Genomic DNA, 26,501 nt, shown 5'->3' with positions numbered 1-26,501 from the left:
GGCAGGGCGTGAAGGAGGGTCCTGTACTCCCTCCGAGGGGCTTCCGGGGGTGCGCCGGTGCGGGAGCCATGCCCATGCGCGGGACCCGCTACGCCTCTACGTCCTCAAGGGCGGCGCTCTCGTCCGCATCCGCCGTCTTTGCCCGGTCCGCCCTGGCCTTCGCCTCGTCGGAGACCCGGTCGCCCTTCTCGGGCGTAACGAATCGATAACCGACGTTCCGGACGGTCCCGATCAGCGACTCGTGCTCGGGGCCGAGCTTGGCGCGCAGCCGCCGTACGTGCACGTCGACCGTCCGGGTGCCGCCGAAGTAGTCGTAGCCCCAGACCTCCTGGAGCAACTGCGCGCGTGTGAAGACGCGGCCCGGGTGCTGGGCGAGGTACTTGAGGAGTTCGAACTCCTTGAAGGTGAGGTCGAGGACCCGGCCCTTGAGCTTCGCGGAGTAGGTCGCCTCGTCGACCGACAGGTCGCCGTTGCGGATCTCCATGGGGGAGTCGTCGTTGACGATCTGCTGGCGGCCCATGGCCAGGCGCAGCCGTGCCTCGACCTCGGCGGGCCCCGCGGTGTCGAGGAGGACGTCGTCGATGCCCCAGTCGGCGGTGACGGCGGCGAGGCCGCCCTCGGTCACGACGAGGACGAGCGGACAGCCGGGGCCCGTCGAGCGCAGCAACTGGCACAGGCTGCGGACCTGGGGCAGGTCGCGGCGGCCGTCGACGAGGATGACGTCGGCACCGGGGGTGTCGACCAGGGCGGGGCCCTCCGCGGGGGCCACGCGCACGTTGTGCAGGAGCAGGCCGAGGGCCGGAAGCACCTCCGTCGACGGCTGGAGGGCGTTGGTCAGGAGCAGCAGAGAACTCATACGTCTGGTTCCTCCTCGGTCCCGCGAGGGTCATGGCCTTCGTGCACAGGGGTGTCCGAAAGCACAAAAGGACCCGGGGGCTGCATTGCCCGAGTCCTCTTCCGACGAGAATAGCCCACATGGGCATGGAGCAGGCAGGTCGTGTGGGACGTTCCACCGCGCGTCCGCATTCCGAGACGCGCAGACCCGCACCTATACGGACGTTTCTGCACACCGACGACGGAGTGGCGATCGATTCCGTATACGATCCGCCCTCCTTCGTATACGACCCCGCCCGGCCGCCCGCGCGCGACCTGGTGTTCGTGGTCGCGCACGGTTTCACCGGCGACGTGGATCGTCCGCATGTTCGCCGGGTGGTGCGGGCGCTGACGCGGTACGCCGGCGTGGTCACCTTCTCCTTCCGCGGCCACGGAGCCTCCGGCGGGCGTTCCACGGTCGGCGACCGCGAGGTGCTGGACCTGGCCGCCGCGGTGGCGTGGGCCCGCGAACTCGGCCACGCGCGCGTGGTGACCGTCGGCTTCTCCATGGGCGGTTCGGTGGTGCTGCGGCACGCGGCGCTCCACCGGCCGGAGGCCGGCGGCCGCCCGGACGTGCACACGGACACGGTGGTCGCGGTCAGTTCACCGGCCCGCTGGTACTACCGCGGCACGGCCCCCATGCGCAGGCTCCACTGGCTGGTCACCCGCCCCGCGGGCCGGGCGGTGGGCCGCTACGGCTTCCGCACCCGTATCCACCACCGCGAGTGGAACCCGGTCCCCCTCTCCCCGGTCGAGGCGGTCCCGAGGATCGCCCCCACCCCGCTGCTCATCGTCCACGGCGACCGGGACGGCTACTTCCCCCTGGACCACCCGCGGATGCTCGCGGAGGCCGCCGGCGACCACGCCGAGCTGTGGATCGAGCCCATGGGCCACGCCGAGCACGCGGTCGGCGACGGGCTGCTGGACCGGATCGGGGACTGGGCTGTCACAGCGGGCGGCTAGCCTGGCCCCGTACACCACCGAACGATTGAGGAAGCGGATGCCAAAGGTCACGGTGCGCTACTGGGCCGCCGCGAAGGCCGCGGCCGGGATCGCCGAGGAGCCGTTCGACGCGGCCACCCTCGCCGAGGCGCTGGACGCGGCGCGTGAGCGACACCCCGGCGAACTCGTGCGGGTCCTGCGGCGATGCTCCTTCCTCGTCGACGGTGACCCCGTGGGCACCCGCGGACATGAGACGGTACGGCTGGCCGACGGCGGCACGGTCGAGGTGCTCCCGCCGTTCGCAGGAGGGTGACGATGACGAACCAGCCGTACGAGGGCTACGACCAGTACCCGCAGCAGGGCTGGCCGGCCCACGCCCAGCAGGGGTACGAGGACCCGCAGGCCGCCCAGCAGTACACCCAGCAGTGGCAGGGCCAGACCTGGGAGACCCAGGTGCACGCGCCCGTCCCGGGTGCCGCGGAGACGGCGTACCTGCCCCAGCAGACGTACGACGCGGAGTCCCAGGGCTACGACCCGGGCCGGCAGGGCCCCGCCGCCCAAGGCCAGGACCCGGCCGCCTACGGCTCCGCCCCCTACGGCCACGCGGCCGGGGCTCCCGGTCACGGGGCCTACGGTCCCGCGCCGGCCACACCCCCCGGACCCGGCGAGCCCGCCCCCGCCGCGGGTCCCACCTCCTCCGAGTACGGCCCCGCCACCCTCGCCGGCAACGCGCGCGTGACCGACGCCCAGCGCGCCCGCATCGAGGGCCGGTCCCCGGTCATCGAGCCCGGCATGCAGCCCGCCGCGCTCACCGCACTGCTCGGCCTGCTGCTCTCCGGTGCGGCGGCCGTCGGGTCGTACGCCCTCCTCGTGCCCCTCGTCGTCCTCCAGGCCGTCACCGCGGCCGGCTGGTTCCGGCTGAACGGCATGTGGCCCGCCCGCCAGGGCATCGCGCTGGCGTTCCTCGGCGCGCTGGTGGCGGACGCGGCCCTGCTCACGGCCGGCCGGGAGCACGGCCCCGCGGCGATCCTCGGCACCCTCGGCGTCTGGGTCCTGCTCAGCCTGGTGCTGCAACTCCGCTCGCACGCCGACCCGGACGAGCGGATGTACGGCCTGATGGCGACCGTCGCCTCGGCGGCCCTGGCGATCGTCGCGACCGGCCACCTCGCGGCGGACCCGGACGCGGTGACGGTCGGCGCGGCCGCGGTGGCCGTGGCGGTCCTGGCCCGCGCGCTGCCGCTGCCGACCCCGGCCTCCGTGGTCGTCGCGCTGCTCGCCGCCGCGGGCGCGGGCATCGCCGTCGGCGGGATGACCGGCCTCGGCTCGAAGGGTGCCCTGCTCGGCGCGGGCGCCGCGGTGTGCGCGCTGATCGGCCACCGGGTCGCGAGCTACGACTACCCGTCCCGCTTCGTGCACTTCACGGCCGGCGTGGCCCTCCCGCTGGCCGCCTCGGCCCCGGCGGTGTACGTCCTGGGCCGCGCGATCGGCTAGCCCGCGGGGTCCGTCCGGGTCCACAGGCAGAAGGGGTGCCCGGACGGGTCGTGGAGCACCCGCACGTCGTCCTGCGGCTGGTACGCAGCGAGCCGGGCCCCTTCGGCGACAGCGCGGGCGGTCTCGGCCGCCAGGGCCTCAAGCCCGCCGTCGACCTCGATGTCCAGGTGCAGCATCATCTGCTGCTCGCCCGGCTCGCGGGTGGGCCAGACGGGGGGGACGTACCCGGGCTCGGTCTGGAAGGCCAGCGAGGTGCCCGCGGCGCCGGGCGGCGGCCCGGTGAGGACCCAGTGCGGTTCCTCGGCGCGCACCACGTAGCCGAGCAGGCGCTGGTAGAAGGCGGCCAGTTCGTGGGCGTCGTGGGCGTCGAGCACGACGGTGGACAGCCTCGCGGAAGAAGACATGCCCGCCTTCCTACTGCCGGCGCTTCTTCCCGTCCAGTTCGTCCCACCACTCGTCGGACTTGGGGTCCCCGGAGGGGTCGTCCCACCAGCGGTCGTCGGGGCCGCGCCGGTTGGCGACCATCGCGGCGAGCGGCGGGATCACCATGGCGACCACGCACATCCCCACGGCCACCGGGATCGACCAGAGCCGCACGACTCCCCAGGCCAGGACGAACAGGCCGATGCACGTGCCCATCATGGCGAAGTAGACATGCCGTCGTCGCGCCAACATGGGTCCAGCGTAGGCCGGGAAAGGCCGGAGGGCCGCACCCCAGGGGTACGGCCCTCCGGCATGTGCGCGGGTGCCTCAGACGGCGATCGCGACCTCGGCCAGGCCGCCCTGCTGGGCGACGACCGTGCGGTCGGCGGTGCCGCCGGGGACCAGGGCGCGGACGGTCCAGGTGCCCTCGGCCGCGTAGAAGCGGAACTGGCCCGTCGCGGAGGTCGGGACCTCCGCCGTGAACTCGCCGGTCGAGTCCAGGAGGCGGACGTAGCCCACCACAGGCTCGCCGTCACGCGTCACCTGGCCCTGGATGGTGGTCTCACCGGGCTTGATCGTCGAGGCGTCGGGGCCGCCGGCCTTCGCTCCACACATGTCTTTCTCCAGATTCAGAAGGGTCTGACCGGAAGGAAGGCCGGTCGGTGTCCGCGGGGTGGGTTACTTGTTGGCGCCGAGCTCGATCGGAACGCCGACCAGGGAGCCGTACTCGGTCCAGGAGCCGTCGTAGTTCTTGACGTTCTCGACACCGAGCAGCTCGTGCAGCACGAACCAGGTCAGGGCCGAGCGCTCACCGATGCGGCAGTACGCGATGGTGTCCTTGGCGAGGTCGACCTGCTCCTCGGTGTAGAGCTCCTTGAGCTCCTCGTCCGACTTGAAGGTGCCGTCGTCGTTGGCGTTCTTCGACCACGGGATGTTGCGCGCGGACGGGACGTGGCCCGGACGCTGCGACTGCTCCTGCGGCAGGTGCGCCGGGGCGAGCAGCTTGCCGGAGAACTCGTCGGGGGAGCGCACGTCGACCAGGTTCTGCGAACCGATGGCCGCCACCACGTCGTCGCGGAAGGCGCGGATCGAGGTGTCCTGGGCCTTGGCCTTGTAGTCGGTCGTGGGGCGCTCGGGCACCTCCTCGACCAGCTCGCGGGCGTCCAGCTCCCACTTCTTGCGGCCGCCGTCGAGCAGCTTGACGTTCTCGTGGCCGTACAGCTTGAAGTACCAGTAGGCGTAGGACGCGAACCAGTTGTTGTTGCCGCCGTAGAGGATCACCAGGGTGTCGTTGGCGATGCCCTTCGCCGAGAGGAGCTTCTCGAAGCCCTCCTGGTCGACGAAGTCGCGGCGGACGGGGTCCTGCAGGTCCTTGGTCCAGTCGATGCGGATCGCGTTGCGGATGTGGTTCTTCTCGTAGGCGGACGTGTCCTCGTCCACCTCCACGATCGCGATGTTCGGGTCGTCGAGGTTGGCCTCGACCCAGTCGGCATCGACCAGGACGTCGCTGCGGCTCATGCTCTTTCTCCTCCGGGGCAGTTGCGGCGGGGCGTGCGGAAGGGTGCGCGGGGCGCACGGATGCCCTGGACACCAGGGCGGGGGGATGCGGAGGTCGGTGCCGTCCGCTCAGAAGGGGCGACAGAGCATGGCGGCGACGCGGCACAGGTCGACTGCCCGCCGCTTCGTGAGATCCGCCTGTCGCTTCATAGTGGTCGATCGTAGGGACGGACATACCGGCATGTCACCGGTGTGTCGCATGTTGAGACGCGATCGTCCGGGATGTGGGAACAGAAAGCCGCCCGGGCCGCGCTCCCACGGTTCCCGGGCGGCTGTAGCCGTCGTCACATCTGCGGTACGGACGTCGTCGTCTCGCCTGTCGGACGAGCGGCGTCCGGTACGAGGCCGGTGTCCGGTACGAGGCTCGTCTTACCCGGCGAGTTTGACGTCCGAACCCTTCACCGCGATCTCCACACCGTTCGCACCCGGTACGACCTTGTCGAGCTTGATGCCGCCGGGCAGACCCTCGATCTTCTGGTCGAAGTCGGCGATCGACCGGACGTCGGAGTCGGCGAGGGTGATGCTGCCGAAGCTCGGGATCGAGTCGGCGTGCACCCGGACGGTGTCGCCGTCGACGACGCTGACGGTGCTGAGCACGGAGACCGGCTCCTTGAGCGCGCTCAGTTCGATGTCGACCTTGATCTTGCCGTTCCCGCCGTCGGAGAGGCCGACGACCTTGGCGGTGACGCCGAACGGGAGCCGGGTCTCCTCGGACTTGGCGGCCTTCAGGAGCTGGTCGTAGGCGATGGTCGCGGTTCCGGCGGCCGTGCTGGCGGTGGCGGAGCTGTAGTCGCCGGAGAACGCGACGCCCTTCATGGCGGCGTTCAGGTCGTCGATGCGGATGGTGCCGCCGCTGGTCCCGGTGTCCGCCGCGTAGTCCTTCATGCCGACCTCGACGTCGTCGAGCTCACCGCCGGCCACCTGGGTCAGGAACGGGAACCCCTTGATGTCCACGCTCGGCGTCGTGGTCAGCCCCTCCTGCGTCTTCAGCCGGTCCGCGACCTCGCCCTCCGCGAAGCGGACCGCCAGACGGTCGGCGGCGACGAACAGCCCGCCGAGGATCACGACGATGATCAGAAGTATTCGCAGGGCGCGCATGCGGTGGATTCCCCCAGAGCGGCGGTGTGGTGGACGGACGGGTGGCCGTCGAGCGTGAGACTAACCCCGCCGGGTGAGAGCCCCGCCGGATTGTCGACCACCTGTGACAGGCGGCCGCTCAGTAGACGAGCGCCTGCGCCCCGTCCGCCAGGGCCTCCTGCACGAACACCTGGGCGCCCGCGATGCGTACGCCCTCGATGACGTCCTTCTCCGTGATGTCCCGCCGGGCCGCGCACTGGGTGCACAGGGTGAGCCGGCCGCCCGCGAGGACCGACTCCAGCAGGTCGGGCAGCGGGGCCGCGTGCGGCAGCTCGAACTCCGCGGCCCGCCCCGGCAGCGCGAACCACGCCGACTCCCCGGTCAGCCACAGCGAGACGTCCACCCCACTGGCCACGGCCACCGCCGCCACGGTGAACGCCTGCGAACAACGCTCGGGTGCGTCGGCCCCGGCGGTCACCTTGATCACGAGCTTCTTCGCCATGGCCGAATCGTAACCAGCGCGGCTACAACTCCAGCCGGTGACCATGAGTCACCTGTGCGCGTGTATATGGCATGCGCGCCTCAGGTGGGTGTGAGGGATGTCTTGCAAGTACCCGAAGTAGAAGAAAAAGGGGCAGTGGCCCCGCCCGGGGACGAGCCGGTCCGTCCGGCTGCCCCGGACACGGAGGCCGTCACCCCGGCCGGGAGCCGGCCGCCGCGCCGCCGCGGACGGACCACGGCGCTGATCGCCGGTGCGGCCGTACTCGGCGTCGTCGCCGGAAGCTGCGCCGGCTACCTGATCCAGGCCGACCGCGAGCCGACGAAACTGCCCTCGCTGTCCCAGCCGGTGCTGGCGCAGGCCAAGGGCCCGGCCCCCGAACCGCTGTCCGCCGCCCAGGACCGCCGGGTCAGGACCGACGGCGACCTGCGCCAACTGCTGCTGAAGAAGCCGAGCGGGGCCAGGGTCGCGGACTGGGCGAGCGGTGACAACTGGATGACGCTGGCCGACCTGGCGGAAACGAGCGACCAGCCGGACGAGACATTCAGCAGCCTCGTCTCCCAGGAGTTCCGCCGCGCGGCCGACACGGGCTGGGAGATCGGCGGCACCTACAGCGTGGAGACCCGGCTGGTCCAGTTCCGGCAGGAGGAGACGCTGAGCGCCTCCGACGCGGCCGACAGCGAGGACTCCTACCAGGACTCCCGGGGCGGAACGAGGAGCTGGCCGGTTCCGGGCAGCGACAACGGCCAGGTCTACGTCCATACGAAGCCGGTGACCAAGCCGGGCTATCAGCCGCAGTACACCGCCGAGGCCGTCGCCTGGCGTGGAGACATCCTCATGCTGATCTTCGTCTCGGACACCAGGCCCATACCGAAGTCGAAGATCATGGATCTGGCGGAGCGGCAGGTGAAGAAGCTGTGAGCGAGACGGAGTTCGTCGCCTCCGGTGAACCGGTGAGGAAGCCGGTGCGCCGTGGTCGTACCGCTGCCGTGGTCGGGTCCGTGGTGCTGGCCGTGGCGATCGTCGCGGGGGTCGGCTACACGTGCTTCACCGTCAACGGCGCCGATCATGAAGCGGGCGCCCCCGTGTGGAGGTTCCCGAAAGGCGGGGGTGCCGAGGAGAGGACGGCCGAGGCGAAGGGGCTGTCGTCGATGCTCGTGCCGTACGGCGCCGACGGGTGGAGCCGGGGCCCGGACATCGGGGAGTACGGCTACGACGCCCGGCTCAGCGGTGCGCAGGCCACGGCGTTGCGCAAGGAGCCGTTCAGCAGACTGCCCCGGACCCAGCGCAAAGCGGTGGAGAAGCAGATCGACAAGCAGCGCATCACGGGGATGGCGATGCGCAGTTACCTGAGCACCGACGAGCTCGCGTCCGTTTACACGGACCAGGCGTCCACGGTGACCATCGAGCTTTCGCAACTGGACAACAAGGCGGCGGCGCGGGACATAGCGACGGCCGGGAACGAGTTCCTCGACGCGCTCGGCGAGGCCGGGCATGAAGGGCCTCGGATCGAGGGCCACAAAGAGGCCCGTTGCGTCCTGCTGCCGGCAGACCGCGACGAGAAACTGGACGCGATGTTCTGCGCGGCCCGGCAGGGCGACGTCCTGGTCAGTCTCACCGCGGAAAGCGCCAAGCCCATGCAGAAGACGGGTATCGCGATGCTCTTGCGCGAACAGCTCGACCGCATCGCGGAGCCCGGGGAGTCGGTATGACGGAACAGACGCAACAGCAGCCGCCGCAGCCCGCGGCCCCGCCGGCCGACCTCGAGAAGCCGGAGCCGGTCGTGTCCGGCGAGGCCGAGGCCGAGCAGAGCGATCCGCGGGATCACCTGCCGTCCCCCCGCTCCGCCGAGCCCTCGGCGGCCGCGACGGCGAGTGCGACCGCGCCCGAGTCGCCGCCCGCCCCCGCCGTCCCTGCGGCCGGGCCGCTGCCGGACACCGCGCAAGGTGCCGAGACCTCAGCACTCCTCGCGGCCACCCCCGATCCGGCGCCCAAGGACCGCCGGGTCCTGCGGGCGACCCTCCGCTGGACCGCCGCCGTCCTCACCTTCGCCGCGTTCGGTGCGGGGACCGCGTACGGGATCGCCGGGATGGAACGGACGGACGTACCAGGGCTGGCGACAGAGTCGGACGGGCGCTGGGACTACCCCACGCTGACCAAGCCACCGTTGCCCTCCGGCAGTCCCGGGCCCCTCGCCGCGGACAACAAGGCGGGCAGCCACTATGCCGACCTGCGTGCCCTGGTGCTTCCCGCACCCCGGGGGGCGACCGTCGACAAGGCGCTGCGCGGCACGGACGGCTGGCTCCCGACGAAGGACTTCCTCACGGAGTACGCCGGGAAGGACGACCGCGAGGAACTGGGGCACAAGCTCTCCGAGAACGGTCTGCGGCACATCGTGGCCCGCGGCTGGACCACCCCGGACGGTACGCACACCCGGATCTACCTGCTGCACTTCGACACCGCGGCCGTCGTGGACGATCTGTTCGGCAGCGACATCGCCCCGTACGGCAGCCCCGGCTACGCACTGCGCGACGCTTCCGACTCCGTCTCCGACGAGCACTTCCCGGACGCGGCCCGGATCCACGACATCACCGCCTCGGTCTACGTCGAGTCCAAGCCGTACGGCGCCGAACAGGTCCGGCACGCCTACATCAGTGCCGGCGACGTCCTCGCCCTCGTGATCCAGGACCGCAAGGGCACCGCGAACCCCGTCCCCTTCCAGCAGACGGTGACTCTCCAGAGCCAGCTCCTCGCGTGAGCAGGCCCGCACGGCCCCCCGGGCCCCGGCCGCGTAAGCTGGGGCCCGGCCCGTGTACATGCACCGCACCCCGCTCATCCGAGGAGCACCCCGTGGAGATCTTCTTCGAAGCCCTGCTGGTCCTGGTCTGCGTCGGCGTTCTCGCCTTCGCCTACCTGACCGTGAAGAAGCTGTACCAGGGCCAGCGCTGACCCCCCTCTAGGAACCGCCACTCATGATCGAGATCCCGTCCGACCTCCACAAGGACCTCGTCCCGCTCGCCTTCCTGCTCGGCAACTGGGCCGGCGCGGGCGTGCACGACTTCCCGGGCTCGGAGAAGTGCAACTTCGGCCAGGAAGTGACCTTCAGCCACGACGGCCGAGACTTCCTGGAGTACGCCTCCCGTACCTGGGTCCTGGACAACGACGGCAACAAGGTCCGCCCGCTGGAGACCGAGCACGGCTTCTGGCGCATCGACTCCGACCGCAAGGTCGAGGTGACGATGGTCCGCGACGACGGCGTCGTCGAGATCTGGTACGGCGAGATGGCCGACCAGAAGCCGCAGATCGACCTGGTCACCGACGCCGTCGCGCGCACCGCCGCCTCGGGGCCGTACAGCGGCGGCAAGCGGCTCTACGGCTACGTCAAGAGCGACCTCATGTGGGTCGGCGAGAAGCAGACCCCCGAGGTCGAGCTGCGCCCCTACATGTCCGCCCACCTGAAGAAGGTCGTCACCCCGGAAGAGGTCGAGCGCTGGGCCAAGGCCCTCCCCGACGACATGCCGGACGACGGGATCGCCTTCTTCAAGTAGGCCCCGCACATGAGCAGGTCCCGCTTTCCCGTGGGTCCCGCGCCGAGAGGTCCTAGACTTTCCGGTGTGGTGAGCACCGACTGGAAGAGCGACCTCAGGCAGCGCGGCTACCGGCTGACGCCGCAGCGCCAGCTTGTCCTCGAAGCCGTGGACACCCTGGAGCACGCGACCCCCGACGCCATCCTCACGGAAGTGAAGAGGACGGCGTCGGGGGTCAACATTTCCACGGTGTACCGGACCCTGGAGCTCCTGGAGGAGCTCGGCCTGGTCAGCCACGCCCACCTCGGGCACGGGGCGCCGACGTACCACCTCGCCGACCGCCACCACCACATCCACCTGGTCTGCCGCGACTGCGAGAACGTCATCGAGGCGGACGTCAAGGTGGCCGCCGACTTCACCGCGAAGCTCCGGCAGGAGTTCGGCTTCGAGACCGACATGAAGCACTTCGCGATCTTCGGCCGCTGCAAGGACTGTTCTCTCAAGGCTTCAACTACCGAGTCGTAGGCTTAGGCATATGAAGAGCCCTCTGCTGTCCCTGCCCGGCGCCGTCCCCGCCGAGGGCGTGGACGAAGGCGTCGCCGCGCACTACGGCGACCTGTTCCGCGAGCAGCGCGCCCTCGCCGACGGCACCGGATTCGTCGACCTCTCGCACCGCGGGGTCGTGTCCGTCTCCGGTGAGGACCGTCTCGGTTGGCTGCACCTGCTGCTCACCCAGCACGTCAGCGACCTGCCCACGGGACAGGCCACCGAGGCGCTGATCCTCTCCGCGCACGGGCACATCGAGCACGCGCTGTACCTCGTCGACGACGGCACGACCGTCTGGGCCCACGTCGAACCCGGCACCCAGGGCGCGCTGATCGCGTACCTGGAGTCGATGAAGTTCTTCTACCGGGTCGAGGTCGCCGACCGCACGGACGAGTTCGCGATCGTCCACCTGCCCGCCGGTTCCATCGCCCAGGTGCCGGAAGGGGTCGTCGTACGCGAGACGCCGTACGGCCGTGATCTGTTCCTGCCCCGCGCGGACCTGGAGTCGTACGCCGAGAAGTCCGGCCCCGCGGCCGGGCTGCTCGCCTACGAGGCACTGCGCGTCGAGCACCACCGCCCCCGCCTCGGTTTCGAGACCGACCACCGCACCATCCCGCACGAGCTGGGCTGGATCGGCTCCGCGGTGCACCTGCAGAAGGGCTGCTACCGCGGTCAGGAGACCGTGGCCCGGGTCCAGAACCTCGGCAAGCCCCCGCGGCGCCTGGTCTTCCTGCACCTGGACGGCAGCGAGGTCCATCTGCCGCCCGCGGGCGCCGAGATCCGGCTCGCGGACGAGGGGGCCGAGGGCCGCAAGATCGGTTTCGTGACGACCTCCGTACGCCACCACGAGCTCGGCCCGGTCGCGCTGGCCCTGGTCAAGCGGAACGTCCCCCTGGACGCGCGACTCGTCGCCGAGACGACGGCGGCGGCCCAGGAAGTCGTCGTGGAGCCGTAGGACCCAGCCCGTAGAACCCCGCCCGCTCCTCGGGGCGGGGGTCAGATCTCCAGCAGGACCGTGAACGGGCCGTCGTTGGTCAGGGAGACCCGCATCCGGGCGCCGAAACGGCCCGTGGCCACCGTCGCGCCCAGCGCGCGGAGCTGGGCGACGACCTCCTCGACGAGGGGCTCGGCGACATCGCCGGGGGCGGCGGCGTTCCAGGTGGGGCGGCGGCCCTTGCGGGCGTCGCCGTACAGGGTGAACTGGCTGATCACCAGCAGCGGGGCGTCGATGTCGCTGCACGACCTCTCGTCGTGCAGCATCCGCACCGACCAGAGTTTGCGGGCGAGTTGCGCCGCCTTCTCCTTGGTGTCCTCGTGGGTGACCCCGACGAGGACGCACAGTCCCTCGCCGCTGATCTCCCCGACCGTCTCCCCGTCGACGACGACGCTCGCGCCGTCCACCCTCTGCACCACTGCACGCATGTGCCCATCATGCCGGTCCCCCAGGCAGGGGCCGTGTTCGGGTTTGTTTTTGATCCTTAACCCCCCATCTGGGGCCGTTGGGGGCCGTTCGGGGGCACTCGGTCACATAGCGGCCACTTGGGGTGGCACGATGCTTCCACACGCCGGTCGAGGGGACGGTAGAGGCGCATGAGCACACCGAGTACCGGGCAGCATTCCGGGCCCGTCCGCGTTGTCCACAGGTCGGAACCGGAGTCACCCCGGCCACCCGCGCAGCGTTCGGACAGCCCCCTGCTGCCCCCCGATCCACCCGAGCAGGACCTCGCCACGCTGAGCCTGCCCGAACTGCGCGCCCTGCGCAGGGACGCCCAGCGGGACGAGGCCGACCTCAGCTATGTCCGGCGGCTGCTCCAGGGCCGTATCGACATCCTCCGCGCGGAGCTGCTGCGCAGGTCCCCGACGGGATCGGTGCTCGACCGGCTCCCGGAGGCCTCCGTGGTCGAGCGGCTCCCGGAGATCCTCACCGACGCCCCGGCCCGCCACCGCTCCTCGGCCCGCCACGTCCGGCTGGGCACCCCGCACAGCGAGGAGTACCGGCTGCTGGCCGCCGAGATGCTCGCCGAGGTCGAGCTCTCGGACCTCTCCGCACGCACCGACCTGGAGCTGAGCACCGCGATGGGCCGGCTCGTGCGGTACGAGCAGCAGGTCTCGGGCCGCCGGCAGCGGCTCCAGCACACCGCGGACGAGTGCAGCGGGGAGATCGCCCGGCGGTACCGGGAGGGGGAGGCGCAGGTGGAGGACCTGCTGACCTGAGGGGCCGTACGGCCGCCGGGGTGCGGAGAAAAACTGCGCGACACCCCCACCCCGCCCGCCTACCGTGGCCCCATGAACGCCCCAGCCGACATCGACGTCCGTCCGATCACCGAGGCCGAGTATCCGGAGTGGCTGCGTGCCGTGCGCGCCGGGTTCCTGCGGGAGCCCGTCGTCACGGCGGCGGAACTGGACGCCCGCAGGGGGCAGTTCGAGCCCGGCCGGTTCATCGGCGCCTTCGAGGGCGACCGTTGTGTGGCGACCTTCCGGTCGTTCGCGCAGGAGGTGACGGCGGTCGGGGGCCGGCTCGTGCCCGCCGACGCGATCTCCGCCGTCACCGTGACCGCCACCCACCGCCGGCGCGGCCTGCTGACCCGCATGATGAGCCAGGACCTCGCCGCCGCGAAGGAGCGCGGGGACGTCCTGGCCACGCTGATCGCCGCCGAGTACCGCATCTACGGCCGGTACGGCTTCGGCCCCGCCACCTCGGGCACCGAGTGGACCATCGACGTCCCGCGCGCCGGCCTGGACCCCCGCGGTCCGGATCTGGACGGCGGCCGTATCGACCTGGTGGAGCCCGAGGAGGTACGCAAGGTCGGTCCCGAACTGCACGACCGGATGCGCCGGGCCACAGCGGGGGCGATCAGCCGGGACGACTGGTGGTGGCAGCTCAACACGGGTGCCGTGCGCACCGACCCGAAGTGGAGCGAGCCGTTCTTCGCGCTGTACCGGGCGCCGGACGGCACGGTCGAGGGCCTGATGGCGTACGACGTCGACGAGAAGTGGGCCGACACCATGCAGCCGTCGAACACGGCGAGCGTGCGGGGTCTGATCGCCTCGACCCCGGCGGCCGAGCGCGCCCTGTGGCACTACCTGTGCTCGATCGACTGGGTCATGCGGGTCAGGAGCGGCTGGCGGGCCCCCGACGACCTGCTCCCGCACCTCCTGCCCAACCCCCCGGCGGCCGCCGTCACCATGCACGCGGACTGGATGTGGGTGCGGATCCTGGACGTCGTACGGGCTCTGGAGGCGCGGACCTACGACAGCGAGGGCACGCTGGTGCTGGAGGTCCTGGACGGCTCCGGGCTGGCCGGCGGCCGGTACCGCCTGGAGGCCTCGCCCGCCGGTGCCTCCTGCACGACGACCACGGCGAACGCGGATCTCACGCTGGACGTACGGGAGTTGGCGACACTGTGGCTCGGTGACGAGTCGGCGGTGCGGCTCGCGGCGCTGGGCCGGGTGCGGGAAGAGAGAGCGGGCGCCGGCCGGGGGGCCGACGCCCTGCTGCGTACGTCCAGGCGGCCTTGGTGCCCGGACATGTTCTGAGGCCTTCTTCCTGTCGACGACGGCTGACTGTTCATCCGTAGCTGTGCTCTTCAGTTGTGACTGTGCTGGTGAGGCTCTTCAGTTGGCGGTGTTCAGTTGTGGCTGTGCTGACCGACCGGGCTCCCGGCTCCCCTCCAGGAGGGAGCCCGGTCAGCCGGATCCTGGACCCGGTGAGGCGGGCGTCATCCGGACTGGGCGAGCAGCATCACGAGGATGACCGCTCCGATGCCGCCGATCGCGACGTTCTTCGACTTGACGCCGATGGTCAGGGCGAGGAACGCGATGATGCCCATCGCGCCCCACTTCCACTGGACGAGCGCTTCGAAGCCGACGGCGAGGGCGGCGATGGCGACGGCGATGAACGGCATGACGGTCCCCCCTTCGGGACGGTGGCCCCTGTCGACCGCCGAGTTGGCCAACCTCGTGAAGTTTTGACCATGTTTCTCAAGGTTGACCAAGTTGGCGACCAACTTCACTGTACTTATCTCCGCTTGGATGCGGCTCATAACCACCTTCCAGTGAACTGCCAAAAGATGGCGGGAAGTTGTAGTGTTTGGTCGTGGACCCCGAACACGCCTCCGTCACTGGGCGGAAGAGGTCACAGCGGCCACAGAAGTCACATCACGAGGTGGCCGACGAGCTCCGCGCCCGGATCCGGTCCGGCACGCTGCGGGCAGGTCAGCGCATGCCCACACAGGCGCGGCTGGCCGACGAGTTCGGCGTCGAGCGCGGGGTCGTACGCCAGGCGCTGTACCTGCTGCAGACGGAGCACCTGCTCACCAACGTCTCCAAGGGAAGCCCCGCGACCGTCGCCCCCGACCTGGGCCTCAGCAGGACGGTCGCCGGCCCCGCGGCCGCGCCGCAGCCCACCATGGTCGCCCTCGGCCCCCGGATCGCCGCCGCCTTCGCCGCCCCGCACGTGGAGATAGACGCCCTGTGCCTGACGTCGGTGTCCCTCAACCTCGCCATCGGCGAGGCGCTGCGCCAGATCCACGCCGGGCGACTGAATCCGGCCAAGGTCGACGTCCGGGTCCTGCTCCCGGGCCGGGACATCGACCTCGCCTTCCCGGTGCGGGTCGACGGCCGCGGCGACGGCGACCCGGTGCACGAGCGCTGGCTGGCCCAGCGCAACGCACAGGGGCAGGTCCTCCAGCACAACCTCCTGGCCCTGCGGGCCACGCACGGCATCGATGTGCACGTCACCTTCCGCGCCCTGCCCTTCACGCCACCGGTGAAGCTGTACCTGCTCAACGGCGCGGAGGCGCTGTTCGCGTACTACACGCTGACCCGCCGCAAGGAGGAGATCGACGACGAGCACCTGGAGCTGTACGACTCCGAGGGCACCCAGTCGATGCTGTTCGCCTTCGAGCAGGGCGCGGGGCTGCGGGACACGACGTTCGTGGAGCAGTCCCATCTGTGGTTCAACGCACTGTGGGAGACGATCAGTTCGGAGCTGGCGCTCACGAGCTGAGGTCTCCCACAGGGGCGGATCCGGGTGTGCTCGGGTCATAGGGCGGGCCCCGCGACCAGCAGGGCGAGCACCACGGCCCCGGTCGAACTGATCGCGGGGTTCTTGGCCTTGATGCCGATGGTGAGCAGGAGCATCCCGATGATGCCGCTGGCTCCGTACCTCCACTGCAGGGTCTGCTCGACGCCGACGACGAAGACGGCGGAGAGGAGGGCAAGGGCCGGCATGGTGGTTCCCCCTTCGGGCTTCGGGGCGGGCGGTGCGGAGGGGTGGTGCGGAGGGGTGGTACGGAGGGGCGGTACGGAGGCAAAACTTCCGCCAACTCAACCAAGTTGGCAACCAACTCTAACTATGTTGTCCCCACTTGGCGGTAGTTGATAAACAACTTCGCAACAACTCCCCATAGATGGATTGGAGTTGTACCGTTTGGTCGTGACCCAGGAGAACGTGGCAGTGAACGGCAGCAGAAGGCTCACGCCCCAGGAAATCGCCGACACCCTGCGGGAACGCATCCGCACGGGCGACCTCAAGGCCGGCGACCGCCTCCCCACCCAGGCCGAACTCGCCGAGGAGTTCGGGGTGGAGCGGGGCGCGGTCCGCCAGGCGCTGCGCGCCCTCCAGGAGGACGGACTGCTCAGCAACGTGAGCAAGGGGAGCCCGCCGCGGATCGCGGAGCGCGCCCCCGGACTGTCGGGGGAGCCTCAGCCGACGATGGTGGCCCTGGCGCCCCGCCTGGCCGACGCGTTCGCCGGTCCGCAGGTCAGGATCGACGCGGCCTGTCTCACGGCGGAGACGCTGATGGTGGCCCTGAGCGAGCCGGTCCGCCTGATCCACGAGGGCCGTCTGCACCCCGAGTCCATCGACGTCCGCATCCTGCTGCCCTCCCGCGACATCAACCTGGCCTTCCCGGTCCCGGTCGAGGCCCCCGACGACGACAACCCGGTCCACCAGCGCTGGCTGGAGATGCGCAACGCCCAGGGTCACGTCCTGCGCCACAACCTCCGCTCCCTGCGCTCCTCCCACGGCATCGACGTCAAGGTCCGATTCCGCGCCCTGCCGTTCACCCCGCCGGTGAAGCTGTACCTGCTCAACGGGGTGGAGGCGCTGATCGCGTACTACATGGTCGCTCGGCGGGAGGAGGCGACCGACACGGGCATGCTCGACATGTACGACGTCCTCGGCACGGAGTCGCTCCTGTTCTCCTTCGAGAAGAGCGCGGGGGAACGGGACGCGGCGTTCGTGGCCCAATCGCAGAAGTGGTTCGACGCCCTCTGGGAAACCATCACGACGGACCTGACACTCTCCTAGTGACTTCTGATACGACGGAGACAGATCAGGTGGCATCGCACACCGAGAACGAGACCGGGAACCTGCAAGACCTGATCACCCGTGCACGGGTGGTGCTCTGGGACTTCGACGGGCCGATCTGCAGCCTGTTCTCCGGGCACTCGGCTGAGAAAGTGGCCACGGAGTTGGTGGAGTGGCTGGAGGGGCGCGGCCTGCGCGGCCTCGTCACCGACCGCGAGCGGCAGACGCTGGACCCGCATGTCGTGTTGCGTGCCGTGGACGCCAGACACCCGGGCAGCGACCTGGTCGCGGAACTGGAGGAACGTCTCACCACGGAGGAGCTGAGAGCCGCGTCCTCGGCGATGCCGACCGCGTACGCCGACCCCCTGATACGCACTTGGACCGCAGTGGGCTCCCGCCTGGCCATCACGACGAACAACTCCCCCCGTGTGGTCCACAAGTACCTGGCCGGCCGAGGCCTCGTTACTTGCTTCGCCCCCCACATCTACGGCCGCACTCACGAACTGCACCATTTGAAGCCGCACCCGCACTGCCTTCACCGCGCCCTGAACGCCATGGGCGCGGCTCCTGCCGAGGCCCTGATGATCGGCGACACACCCTCCGACTACCTCGCCGCCCGGAGTGCCGGTGTCCCGTTCCTCGGCTACGCGCGTAACGGACGTAAGGAGAGGTTGCTGAGAGATGCCGGAGCCGTGACGGTCGTCGAGTCCTTGCGGCCGGTCCTCGCGGAGGTCCGGACACAAGGGTGAGGTGATGGCTAGGCCTGGACCATCAGCAGGACAAACACCAGGGCACCCAGGGACAGACATGCCGTGCTGCGGGCGCGGAAGCCCGCACCGATGAGGACGAGACAGAGGATGCCGAGCACTCCGTACCGCGTCTGGAACAACTGGTCCACGGCAAGGAGCGCGACAGCGGACAGTAATTGCAGGACGACCATGACTCCCCCAAGCCACCGCTTCCGAGAAGCGATCAACTTCCAGTCAAATTGGACTGGTTGACATAATCTCGTTCTGCCCGGACGTGTTGATCCCTTAACTGGCAGTCCAGGTGCCCAGACGATTTGACTGAAAGTGGTTTGCTCGCGGCATGGTGGCGGTACGGTCGGCGTGTGAGCGAGGGCAACACCGGCGACATCGGCGGCAAGGAGTTCGGGCGCGTGGCGAGTGCGCTGCGGGCGCGGATGGCCGGTGGCACGTATCCCGAGAAGTCGCTCTTGCCGACGCAGCGCGAACTGGCCAACGAGTTCGGGGTCTCCCGCGACACCATCCAGCGTGTGCTTCGGGAACTGGCCGCCGAGGGCTGGATCATCTCGCGGCAGGGCAGTGGCTCCCGGGTGATCAAGGTGCAGCGGATCCACTCCCCGACCAACAGCACGCAGCCGGACCGCATGGTCACCTTGCGCCCCCTCATCGACCGCGCCTTCGAGCAGCCCGACGTGACGCTCGACGTCTACACGCTGACGTCCGAGTCGCTCGACACGCACATCCGTCTCCAAGCAGAGCGGATACGACTGCGGGAGATCAGCCCGCGCAGCATCACCCTGCGCATGCTGCTGCCCGACGAGTCCCTGGCACCGCCCTATTGGCGCACCGCGGACGGTACCCACGACGAACTACTGCGAGCTCGCTACCTGGCCATCTCCCGTCGGCACACCGTGTCGCTGCGCTCGGTGCTGCGCAACCTGGAGGTGGAGGGACTGGTTCCCACTGTGGAGGTGACCTTCCGCCGGGTGGAACTCATGCCGCAGGCCAAGCTCTATCTCCTCAACGGGCGGGAAGCTGTGTACGGCCCCTATCAGGTCTACCGGCGGCCCATCCTGCTGGATGACGGGCAGGAGATAGCAGGGGCCCTCGACGTGGTGGGTCTCGGCGCAGGACTCACCCACCATGTGAAGGATGAGGACCTCTTCGCGCCGGGGACGGTGTTCGTGGACAGCATGCAGCAGTGGTTCGACTCGCTCTGGGAGTTGCTCAGCGCATAGCGGGCGACAGCCACTTGGGCGAAACGGGGAGTTTCCGGCAGGCGGCCACTACGGGAGCGAACGAGGTGACCACAGCGTCGGCCCCCTCCCGGAGCATCGCACGCGCACGGGACCTGTCCCGTGTGTAGCCGAGAAAGCGGGTGTCGGCCGCCCGGGCCGCTTGGAGGTCGGTGAGCTGATCGCCGATGAGGAGGCAGGGCGGCGCATCTTCGGGAAGGGCCAGATAGGTCAGCGCGCGCATCACACAGGCCGGGTCCGGCTTCATCAGCGCCGCGTTGTACGGATCCCTGCCGAACACGGCTTCGAACCTGCCCTTGAGCGTCGGTTGCTCGAGAAACGCCTTGATGGGGTCGTCGGCGTTGTTGCTGACGACCACCAGTCGCTTTCCTCGCTCGTGCAGTGAGCGCACGAGGGCGCCGATGCCCGGCGTCGGTGGCGCGCTCTTGACCGCCTCCCTCTCTTGGTCGGCCACGATGCGTTCCGCGAGGTCGAGCGGGCAACGTGACATCGGTCCCGAGCGGTCGTACATGTTTCTGAGGTGCTTGAGGATGCCGTGCGAGTCGTCACAGCCCTTGACGTCCTCGTCGAGTGTGCCCCAGTGCTTCAGGGCTTCCTGTTTGACCTTCTCCGCGACATCCGCCGTCGACACCCCTCGAAAGAGGTCGCACAGGGGCCCGTCGAAGTCGAAGAGCACAGCGGGGGCTTGGGTGAGCAGGGACAACACGGCGCTCTGGTCGTCGGTCGCGTCTGTCATGGGCCTCCTCGGCGTCCCGGCAGTCCTTCCCGCGGCGCGGGGTGCTGACGCGTGGAAGTGACGCCTTGCCAACGAGTGGGTGCGGCGTGTGGTTTCACGGGCGGGCGGATCCTCGTTCTGGCGTGCGCCGGATCGCCCGTGGCGGCGATGCGGGTACGGCCAATGGAGGGGTTCTTCGCCGAGGGCGGTCGGTGGTGCAGTAACGTGCCTCATCCCTTACTTCAGGGCCTCATCGGAACAGGCTGAACTCAGCGAATGACTCCCCAAGTGGTGTCCGGCACGCGTCGGCGCGCCCAGCAACTCGGCGGCGACGCCGGCGTGGTCAAAGGCCCGCTCAAGGGGTACCACCACGAGACGTACGTGCTTCCCATGCCGGGTGGGACCCGGATCGTCAAGCTGCGGGAGCCGCGCACCGAGATTCTGTGGTTCGACCGCCGGTGCTTCCAGTCGGAGGAGGAGCTGCTGCGCGCCCTGCAGGGGAAGATCAGCCGTATCCCCGAGGTCCTGGATGTCGAGGGGATGGGACTGCAGGGCTTCATCGAGGGACGCACGCTCGGGCAGGGGCTCCTGTGGAACGGACGCGTGCCCGAGACGATCCTCGACCAGCTTCTCGAGCTGTTCCGTCAGATGGTGAGGATCACGCCGGAGATGCTCGGCGTGAAGCGGCGCTGCGATGACAAGGACCGGGCGGATGACGGTGACTCCGACGCTTTCCTGGAGCGCCTTGTCGCCTTCAGTGAGGAGAAGGTCTTCGCGAGGAACAGCGAGCGGTTTGGTGAACTCTTCGCGGATCTCGGTCTGAGCGGCGAATCGTTCGCCCTCCTCAGAAAGCATGTGTCAGGGCTGCGAGAAAGGCCCTTCTGTCTCCTGCACGGAGATCTTCACCGCAAGAACCTCATTGTCGACGCTCGGGGCCAACTGTGGACAATTGACTGGGAGTTGGCGATGCTAGGCGACCCCCTCTACGACCTCGCCACGCACCTCTACCTCATGCGGTTCCCTGATGACCAGCACCGACGTGTGATTCGCGACTGGTGCCGGGTCGTCGATCGAGTCCGGCCTGGCAGTTCGAACGGCTGGGAACACGACCTGCCGCTGATCCTCGACTTCAAGAGGGCGCAGTCCGTCTTCACGGACGTGATCCGGGTGTCGGAGTCTTTGTTGCGGCGGGACAGAACGACCTTGAACTGGACCGGACTTCCTCTGGCGGCCCGCAGGTTGCAGCGGGTGCTGGGATACGCAGCCGAGCCCCTCGGGCTGGAGACGCCGAGCCACTCGCAGATCATGGGCGCTCTGGTGCGATGGCACCGCCGTATCGAAGCCGACTGAGGCGGACGGGAATTGGCGCAGAGATTCCGTGGCCTTTCTGAGATTCCTGCAAAGCCTGTGAGTTGTGCGTCAGCATGTGTGCGTGCGCTGCGGGGGCCTGGCGTGCACTAGGGTTCTGGCCCCCGGCCCTGCCGACAGCTCAAACCACTGGAGCATCCCGTGGGCGCACTTCCCGCTCCCCGTACAAGTCTCGGGGGGCAGGCCACCAGTGAAGAACTCAAAGCTGCTGCCACCGCGTTCGCCAAGCGAGCACAGGCGACCGGACGAGCGAGCAGCGGACACCACAATCGAAACTACGTAGCCCCCCTGTCGCAGGATCTGGCCGTGCTGCTGGGCGTGGAGCCCCACACCCTGGTTACCGTACGTGTCCGGCGCCCGGAGTCCCTGGCCCACCCCGTGGTGATCCGCACATGGGACGAGTCGGACATCCTGCGTGCTCTCGACAGCGCCCGCGAGACCGCGCTGTCCTGCACGCCCCGATGTCTGTTCAGTGGGGACGATTTCACCATCCTCGGCTATGTGGAAGGAGTGCCGCTCTCCACCCTGTGTCCGGACAACAAGCACATGGACACGGTGCTCATCGAGGCACAGACCGGACTCCTCGCCCGCATTACCCAGGTGCCCCGGGAAAGCCTGCCGCCTCTGCCGCCTACTTGGCAGACGTGCAAGGGCGGGGACAGCGAGGCTTTTCTGCGGGCCCTGATGCTCGCGGCTGACGAGCAGGTCCGCAAGCCCAACTGGCCGGCCTTCAGCGAGCTGTTCGAGGATTTCGGCATCCCCGAGGACGTTTTCCTCAGGCTCGCCGACGACGTACCGGCGATGACCCAGCGGCCTTACAGCCTCCTGCACGCAGACCTGCACCGTGACAACTTGATCGTGCCGTACAGCGGTGAGCCGCCCCTCATCTGTGTCGACTGGGAGCTCGCCACCTACGGCGATCCTCTTCATGACCTCGCCATCCATCTGGTGCGGACGCGTTACCGGCGCGAGCAGTGGGACGGAGTCATCGGCTGGTGGGTGAAGGACATGCTGACGCTACGCCCGGCGGCTGTCGACGGCGTGGCCAAGGACCTCGCTCATTATCTGGACTTCGAGCGGGCGCAGTCCGTGTTCCCGGACATCATGCGGGCCGCGATGTCCTTGGAGGGTTCGTACGACCAGAAGAGCCTGGACGAGGCAACCACCGCCGTCCATCGGGCACTGGAGGCCGCGGCGGCGCCGCTGAAGCTGCGGAACATGCCCGATGAGCGGGAGATCGAGCAGACATTGTTCCGCTGGCGGTCCGCCCGGCGGGTGGGGCCGCGGCGCCGTGGCCGACGCAACCACGGCGCGAGAATCCACTGGGAACCGGAGCGGCACTTCCCGGTGCGCACGGACTTCCCCGCCGCACATGTCCGTGGAGCCCTCGCCCGGGAGGTCAAGGCACCCGCAAGTCATGTGTTCAGAGGCTCAGGACACCTGAACACAGTCGTGCGCATCCCAGACTTCGGGGCCCCCGTCGTGGTGCGGCGCGAGCTGCCCAGGCCCCGCTCGGAGGGAAGCCATCTCAGTGAGCATGCCGTACTGAGGGCCATCGAAGAGTCGAGGGTGGCGGTGGCCGCACCGCGGGTTCTGGCGGTGGGAGCGAACCGTCCCTGGCATCCGTTCGCCATCCACACCTACGAGTCGCCGGGCGGGCGCGTGCCGCCCAGGCATCCGGTGGAGGGCCTGTCTCCCCAGCAGGCGAGCGCAGTGATCGATCAGCTCGCGGCCTTGACCGGAGTGGACGCGAGCGCAGTCGACCTGGTGGCGTCACGGAAGGACTTCTCCTTCTCCCAGTGGCTGAAGGACCAGCTCGTCGACTTGGTCGGGCGGTTGCCGCGGGAGTCGCGGCAACTGGCCGAGATCCTCGGTCTGCCCGGCGCCGAAGCACTGCGAGAGATCATGCGTCCGTGGGAGGTCGATCGTCGGAAGCCCGCCCTCGTGCACGGCAATCTGAACCCGTGGAATCTCGTTTGCCGAGAGGACGAACTGGAACTGACGATGATCGACTGGGACATGGCACTGGTCGGTGATCCCCTCTACGACCTGGTCCGACACATGTATCTGACTCCCACCACACCCGAGATCCGCGAGCTCATGCTCGAACGCTGGCGAGACCGGCTGGATGCGGTGTACACGCGGGGCATGGCCTCGGACTGGCCCGTGTACTGGCGCATGGAATCGGTTCGGTCCGCATACGTCGACCTCGACCGCTTGGTGACGGGCGTAGGCCTGCACGCTCCTAATGTCCGCCGAGCCGTGGACACCTACGCCTCCACCCTGCTGGCGGCCACGACCGCCCTGGGCCTTCCGACCCGCTGGCCGGAGAATCCTTACCTCGCCTTCGCGCTGCGCTGACCCCTGCCCCGGTGCGTAGGCTCACCCCATGTCCACCCCCGGCCTGCGTGAGCGCAAGAAGCAGCGGATGTACGAGTCCGTGTCCGAGATCGCCATTCGGCTCTTCCTGGAGAAGGGGTTCGACGCCGTCTCCGTGGCCGAGATCGCCGCTGCCGCCGAGATCTCCAAGCCGACCCTGTTCCGGTACTTCCCGGCGAAGGAGGATCTCGTCCTGCACCGGATCGCCGATCACGAGGACGAGGCCGCGCGGGTGGTGGCGGAGGCCGAGGAGCCGCCCCTCGTCGCTCTCCGGCGGCACTTCCTCGATGGGCTGGAGCGGGAGGATCCCGCCACCGGGCTGAGTGATCATCCCCAGGTGCTCGCCTTCCACCGGCTCCTCTACGGCACTCCCGCGCTGGTCGCGCGGGCGCACACCCACCTGGAGCGGCAGGAGGCCGCGCTCGCCGAGGTGCTCGGGGGGGATCTGGACGCGCGGCTGGCCGCCGGGCAGATCATCGCCGTACGGCGGGTTCTCGCGATGGAGAACTGGCGGCGGATCGCCGCGGGGGAGTCCGTTCAGGACGTGCGGGGGGACGCCGTGGCCGCGGCCGAGCGGGCGTTCGGGCTGCTGGTGAGCGGGCTGACCTGGCTCGACCAACAGTGAGGGGGTTGACCCGATTCCATCATCAGTGACTCGGTAAGAAATTTAACTCAGTTTCATTTTTTCGCGTACGCTCGTCCCCATGACGTCAGCCGATCCCGCTCCCCGTCTCGCCCTGAAAGAGTCCCTCCACCTCGAGCGCGTCCACCACGACCGTTGCCGTGCCGCGCTCGCCGCCATGGTGGACGGGGCGCAGGAGCAGGTCGTCGTGGGGGAGGACGTCTCCGCCTCCGGGGCCGATGCCGAGGTCCTCGGGTACCGGCTGCGCAGTCAGGCCAAGGAGATGCGGGAGCTGCCCGAAGGGCCGTTGTTCTTCGGGAAGTTGGAGTTCGACCACGGCGAGCACGCCGGGCAGGCGTATCACCTGGGCCGGCTGCGGATCACCGAGCATCCCGCCGCCCCGCCGCTCGTCGTCGACTGGCGTGCGCCCGTCTCCCGCGCCTTCTACCAGGCGAGCCCGCGCGATCCGCAGGGAGTCGCCGTGCGGCGGCGGTTCGGGTGGGCGCCGGGGAGCAAGGGGGACACCGCGGACCTGACCGGGCTGGAGGACGAGTACCTCAGGGACGGCGGGCCGGCGCAGGTCAGCGACATCGTCGCCCGGGAGATCGAACGGCCGCGCGTCGGGCCCATGCGGGACATCGCCGCGACCATCCAGCCCGAGCAGGACGACCTCGTACGCGGCGACCTCGCCGTCTCCGTGTGCGTCCAGGGCGCTCCGGGCACCGGAAAGACCGCCGTCGGACTGCACCGGGCCGCCTATCTGCTGTACACGCACCCGCAGCGCATGCGGCGCGGCGGGCTCCTGGTCCTCGGGCCCAACCGGACCTTCCTCTCCTACATCTCCCAGGTGCTGCCCGCCCTCGGCGAGAGCGGCGTACGGCAGTCCACGCTCCAGGACGAGATCGCCCGCCACCCGGTCACGGCCACGGACGCCCGTCCCGCCGCCGTCCTCAAGCACGACCCCCGCATGGCGGAGGTGCTGCGCCGGGCGCTGTACGCACGCGTGTCGACCGCACCGTCCGACTCCCTGGAGTTCAAGGACGGTTCGTACCGCTGGCGGGTCGGAGCCGGCGAACTCGCGCGGATCGTGGCGGACGTACGGCAGGAGGAACCGCCGTACGGGGTCGGGAGGGAGCGGGTGCGCGGGCGGGTGGTGCGGAGTGTGCAGTTGCAGGCCGAGCGACGCGCCGGGCCGCAGAACGGCGCCTGGGTGCAACGGATTTCGCGGTCGCGGACGATGGGGGCCTTCCTCGACACCGTGTGGCCCAAGGCGCTGCCCGAGGAGGTCGTGGCCTCGCTGCTGGGCGGCCGGGAGGAGTTGGCGGCCGCCGCCGACGGGATCCTCGACGCCGACGAGCAGCGCGACCTGCTGTGGACCCGGCCGCCGCGGTCGTGGAAGTCGGCGCGGTGGTCGGCGGCCGATCTCGTACTGCTCGACGAGGTCGCCGGGCTGGTGGAGCACCCGGAGGGATACGGCCATCTCGTCGTCGACGAGGCCCAGGACCTGTCCCCGATGGAGTGCCGGGCGATCGGCCGCCGGGCCCGTTTCGGGTCGGTGACCGTGCTCGGCGACCTGGCACAGGGGACCACGCCCTGGGCGGCCCGCTCGTGGCACACCGTCCTGCGGCACCTCGGCAAGCCGGACGCGGCCGTCGTACCGCTGACCCTCGGTTTCCGGGTGCCGCAGGCCGTCGTCGCCCTCGCCAACCGGCTCCTCGCGCGACTGGACGTGGAGGTGCCCGAGGGGCGATCGCTGCGCGGGGACGGTGAGTTGGCGGTGCGGCCCACCTCCCCGGACGCTCTGCCGGGCGCGGTCGTGGACGCCGTACGGGAGTCACTCGCGTACGAGGGGTCCGTGGGGGTCGTCGCGGCCGACGCCGACGTGGCTCGCGTACGGCAGGCTCTCGACGCGGCCGGGATCGCCGCGGCCGGGCCGGACGAGCTGGGCGCACGGGTGAGCGTGGTGCCGGCGGGTGTGGTCAAAGGGCTTGAGTACGACCATGTCGTGGCCGTCGAGCCGGCCGCGATCGCGGAGGCGGAGGAACGGGGGTTGCACCGCCTGTACGTCGTACTGACCCGGGCGGTGTCGCGGTTGGTGGTGGTGCATGGGCGGCCGCTGCCGTTCTAGGGCGTGCCGTGGGTGTGCGGTGGGGCGGCCGCCCGTGGG

General features: G+C 69.8%; 31 protein-coding genes. 19 read left to right on the top strand and 12 right to left on the bottom strand.

Translation table 11 applies throughout. The features are described from left to right. Positions 1-88: 88 nt before the first annotated feature. Positions 89-856: a winged helix-turn-helix transcriptional regulator gene (locus tag ACZ66S_RS37855; protein ID WP_469906113.1), complete on the bottom strand. Its 768-nt coding sequence runs from the start codon at positions 854-856 to the stop codon at positions 89-91. A 119-nt stretch (positions 857-975) separates the two neighbouring features. Between ACZ66S_RS37855 and ACZ66S_RS37850 the strand changes: the two genes are divergently transcribed. Genes ACZ66S_RS37850 through ACZ66S_RS37840 form a run of 3 tightly spaced genes read left to right on the top strand, consistent with a single transcriptional unit; the run spans position 976 to position 3,306 of the window. Next, on the top strand, positions 976-1,836 hold the full coding sequence (locus ACZ66S_RS37850) for an alpha/beta hydrolase (protein WP_469906112.1): 861 nt from the start codon (positions 976-978) through the stop codon (positions 1,834-1,836). A 37-nt stretch (positions 1,837-1,873) separates the two neighbouring features. Beyond that, positions 1,874-2,128, top strand: a complete 255-nt coding sequence (locus tag ACZ66S_RS37845; protein WP_007382997.1) for a MoaD/ThiS family protein — start codon at positions 1,874-1,876, stop codon at positions 2,126-2,128. Positions 2,129-2,130: 2 nt separating this feature from the next. Next, the gene (locus tag ACZ66S_RS37840) at positions 2,131-3,306 is read left to right on the top strand and encodes a hypothetical protein (RefSeq protein WP_469906111.1); all 1,176 of its coding nucleotides are present in this window, start codon (positions 2,131-2,133) and stop codon (positions 3,304-3,306) included. Here ACZ66S_RS37840 and ACZ66S_RS37835 read toward each other — a convergent pair. The 6 genes from ACZ66S_RS37835 to ACZ66S_RS37810 all read right to left on the bottom strand — a co-directional run bounded on the left by ACZ66S_RS37835 (position 3,303) and on the right by ACZ66S_RS37810 (position 6,865). Then, entirely contained in the window at positions 3,303-3,710 is a 408-nt protein-coding gene (locus ACZ66S_RS37835; protein ID WP_469906110.1) for a VOC family protein, read from the bottom strand. The two genes, ACZ66S_RS37840 and ACZ66S_RS37835, sit on opposite strands and share 4 nt — an antisense overlap. 10 nt (positions 3,711-3,720) lie before the next feature. Then, the gene (locus ACZ66S_RS37830; protein ID WP_383547612.1) at positions 3,721-3,981 is read right to left on the bottom strand and encodes a DUF3099 domain-containing protein; all 261 of its coding nucleotides are present in this window, start codon (positions 3,979-3,981) and stop codon (positions 3,721-3,723) included. A gap of 75 nt (positions 3,982-4,056) precedes the next feature. Further along, positions 4,057-4,344: a DUF1416 domain-containing protein gene (locus ACZ66S_RS37825; protein ID WP_007382995.1), complete on the bottom strand. Its 288-nt coding sequence runs from the start codon at positions 4,342-4,344 to the stop codon at positions 4,057-4,059. A 63-nt stretch (positions 4,345-4,407) separates the two neighbouring features. After that, positions 4,408-5,247, bottom strand: a complete 840-nt coding sequence (locus ACZ66S_RS37820; protein ID WP_469906109.1) for a sulfurtransferase — start codon at positions 5,245-5,247, stop codon at positions 4,408-4,410. Between the two features lie 408 nt (positions 5,248-5,655). Further along, the gene (locus tag ACZ66S_RS37815) at positions 5,656-6,384 is read right to left on the bottom strand and encodes an LmeA family phospholipid-binding protein (RefSeq protein WP_469906108.1); all 729 of its coding nucleotides are present in this window, start codon (positions 6,382-6,384) and stop codon (positions 5,656-5,658) included. 118 nt (positions 6,385-6,502) lie between these two features. After that, entirely contained in the window at positions 6,503-6,865 is a 363-nt protein-coding gene (locus ACZ66S_RS37810; RefSeq protein ID WP_469906107.1) for a DsrE family protein, read from the bottom strand. Between the two features lie 135 nt (positions 6,866-7,000). Here ACZ66S_RS37810 and ACZ66S_RS37805 point away from each other — a divergent pair, with 135 nt between their 5' ends. From ACZ66S_RS37805 to ygfZ, 6 genes are all read left to right on the top strand, one after another. Continuing rightward, complete coding sequence (locus tag ACZ66S_RS37805; RefSeq protein WP_469906106.1) at positions 7,001-7,783, top strand: hypothetical protein; 783 nt, start codon at positions 7,001-7,003, stop codon at positions 7,781-7,783. After that, on the top strand, positions 7,780-8,574 hold the full coding sequence (locus ACZ66S_RS37800; RefSeq protein ID WP_469906105.1) for a hypothetical protein: 795 nt from the start codon (positions 7,780-7,782) through the stop codon (positions 8,572-8,574). Before ACZ66S_RS37805 ends, ACZ66S_RS37800 begins: the two co-directional genes overlap by 4 nt. Further along, on the top strand, positions 8,571-9,620 hold the full coding sequence (locus ACZ66S_RS37795) for a hypothetical protein (RefSeq protein ID WP_469906104.1): 1,050 nt from the start codon (positions 8,571-8,573) through the stop codon (positions 9,618-9,620). Before ACZ66S_RS37800 ends, ACZ66S_RS37795 begins: the two co-directional genes overlap by 4 nt. Positions 9,621-9,834: 214 nt before the next feature. After that, positions 9,835-10,410 carry a heme-binding beta-barrel domain-containing protein gene (locus tag ACZ66S_RS37790; protein WP_053846074.1) on the top strand — a complete coding sequence of 192 codons (576 nt, stop codon included), beginning with the start codon at positions 9,835-9,837 and terminating at the stop codon, positions 10,408-10,410. Between the two features lie 66 nt (positions 10,411-10,476). Then, a complete protein-coding gene (locus tag ACZ66S_RS37785; RefSeq protein WP_469906103.1) occupies positions 10,477-10,914 on the top strand; it encodes a Fur family transcriptional regulator in 438 nt (145 codons plus the stop codon). A 10-nt stretch (positions 10,915-10,924) separates the two neighbouring features. Then, complete coding sequence (ygfZ, locus tag ACZ66S_RS37780; RefSeq protein ID WP_469906102.1) at positions 10,925-11,890, top strand: CAF17-like 4Fe-4S cluster assembly/insertion protein YgfZ; 966 nt, start codon at positions 10,925-10,927, stop codon at positions 11,888-11,890. A 41-nt stretch (positions 11,891-11,931) separates the two neighbouring features. On the opposite strand, the gene dtd is transcribed toward ygfZ, so the two are convergent. Further along, positions 11,932-12,357, bottom strand: a complete 426-nt coding sequence (dtd, locus tag ACZ66S_RS37775; RefSeq protein ID WP_469906101.1) for a D-aminoacyl-tRNA deacylase — start codon at positions 12,355-12,357, stop codon at positions 11,932-11,934. A gap of 168 nt (positions 12,358-12,525) precedes the next feature. Between dtd and ACZ66S_RS37770 the strand changes: the two genes are divergently transcribed. Both ACZ66S_RS37770 and ACZ66S_RS37765 read left to right on the top strand, forming a co-directional pair. Further along, positions 12,526-13,149: an RsiG family protein gene (locus ACZ66S_RS37770; protein WP_469906100.1), complete on the top strand. Its 624-nt coding sequence runs from the start codon at positions 12,526-12,528 to the stop codon at positions 13,147-13,149. Between the two features lie 72 nt (positions 13,150-13,221). Continuing rightward, the gene (locus ACZ66S_RS37765; RefSeq protein ID WP_469906099.1) at positions 13,222-14,472 is read left to right on the top strand and encodes a GNAT family N-acetyltransferase; all 1,251 of its coding nucleotides are present in this window, start codon (positions 13,222-13,224) and stop codon (positions 14,470-14,472) included. Between the two features lie 182 nt (positions 14,473-14,654). Here ACZ66S_RS37765 and ACZ66S_RS37760 read toward each other — a convergent pair whose 3' ends face one another. Continuing rightward, positions 14,655-14,840: a hypothetical protein gene (locus tag ACZ66S_RS37760; protein ID WP_031056588.1), complete on the bottom strand. Its 186-nt coding sequence runs from the start codon at positions 14,838-14,840 to the stop codon at positions 14,655-14,657. Between the two features lie 185 nt (positions 14,841-15,025). Here ACZ66S_RS37760 and ACZ66S_RS37755 point away from each other — a divergent pair, with 185 nt between their 5' ends. Next, on the top strand, positions 15,026-15,943 hold the full coding sequence (locus ACZ66S_RS37755) for a winged helix-turn-helix domain-containing protein (protein ID WP_469906098.1): 918 nt from the start codon (positions 15,026-15,028) through the stop codon (positions 15,941-15,943). A 35-nt stretch (positions 15,944-15,978) separates the two neighbouring features. Here ACZ66S_RS37755 and ACZ66S_RS37750 read toward each other — a convergent pair whose 3' ends face one another. Continuing rightward, positions 15,979-16,167: a hypothetical protein gene (locus tag ACZ66S_RS37750; RefSeq protein WP_469906097.1), complete on the bottom strand. Its 189-nt coding sequence runs from the start codon at positions 16,165-16,167 to the stop codon at positions 15,979-15,981. Positions 16,168-16,366: 199 nt separating this feature from the next. Here ACZ66S_RS37750 and ACZ66S_RS37745 point away from each other — a divergent pair, with 199 nt between their 5' ends. Then, positions 16,367-17,248, top strand: coding sequence for a winged helix-turn-helix domain-containing protein (locus tag ACZ66S_RS37745; protein ID WP_469906163.1), 882 nt, complete (start codon positions 16,367-16,369; stop codon positions 17,246-17,248). 29 nt (positions 17,249-17,277) lie between these two features. Next, positions 17,278-17,997 carry an HAD family hydrolase gene (locus tag ACZ66S_RS37740; RefSeq protein ID WP_469906096.1) on the top strand — a complete coding sequence of 240 codons (720 nt, stop codon included), beginning with the start codon at positions 17,278-17,280 and terminating at the stop codon, positions 17,995-17,997. 8 nt (positions 17,998-18,005) lie between these two features. Here ACZ66S_RS37740 and ACZ66S_RS37735 read toward each other — a convergent pair whose 3' ends face one another. Beyond that, complete coding sequence (locus ACZ66S_RS37735) at positions 18,006-18,188, bottom strand: hypothetical protein (RefSeq protein ID WP_469906095.1); 183 nt, start codon at positions 18,186-18,188, stop codon at positions 18,006-18,008. 171 nt (positions 18,189-18,359) lie between these two features. On the opposite strand from ACZ66S_RS37735, the gene ACZ66S_RS37730 reads away from it, so the two are divergent. After that, positions 18,360-19,232, top strand: coding sequence for a winged helix-turn-helix domain-containing protein (locus ACZ66S_RS37730; RefSeq protein ID WP_469906094.1), 873 nt, complete (start codon positions 18,360-18,362; stop codon positions 19,230-19,232). Here the strand turns inward: ACZ66S_RS37730 and ACZ66S_RS37725 are convergent. After that, entirely contained in the window at positions 19,222-19,986 is a 765-nt protein-coding gene (locus ACZ66S_RS37725) for an HAD family hydrolase (RefSeq protein WP_469906093.1), read from the bottom strand. The genes ACZ66S_RS37730 and ACZ66S_RS37725 overlap by 11 nt on opposite strands. Positions 19,987-20,241: 255 nt before the next feature. Here ACZ66S_RS37725 and ACZ66S_RS37720 point away from each other — a divergent pair, with 255 nt between their 5' ends. The 4 genes from ACZ66S_RS37720 (at position 20,242) to ACZ66S_RS37705 (ending at position 26,462) form a co-directional block, all read left to right on the top strand. Further along, the gene (locus ACZ66S_RS37720; RefSeq protein WP_469906092.1) at positions 20,242-21,315 is read left to right on the top strand and encodes a phosphotransferase; all 1,074 of its coding nucleotides are present in this window, start codon (positions 20,242-20,244) and stop codon (positions 21,313-21,315) included. Between the two features lie 324 nt (positions 21,316-21,639). Further along, positions 21,640-23,694: a phosphotransferase gene (locus tag ACZ66S_RS37715; protein ID WP_469906091.1), complete on the top strand. Its 2,055-nt coding sequence runs from the start codon at positions 21,640-21,642 to the stop codon at positions 23,692-23,694. 28 nt (positions 23,695-23,722) lie between these two features. Then, positions 23,723-24,337 (top strand): TetR family transcriptional regulator, encoded by a 615-nt coding sequence (locus tag ACZ66S_RS37710; protein ID WP_469906090.1) that lies wholly within the window; start codon positions 23,723-23,725, stop codon positions 24,335-24,337. Between the two features lie 79 nt (positions 24,338-24,416). Then, positions 24,417-26,462, top strand: a complete 2,046-nt coding sequence (locus ACZ66S_RS37705; RefSeq protein ID WP_469906089.1) for a HelD family protein — start codon at positions 24,417-24,419, stop codon at positions 26,460-26,462. Positions 26,463-26,501: the final 39 nt, after the last annotated feature.

Source organism: Streptomyces sp. NPDC107471, assembly GCF_055582845.1.
This window is presented reverse-complemented; position numbering and strand designations above follow the sequence as displayed.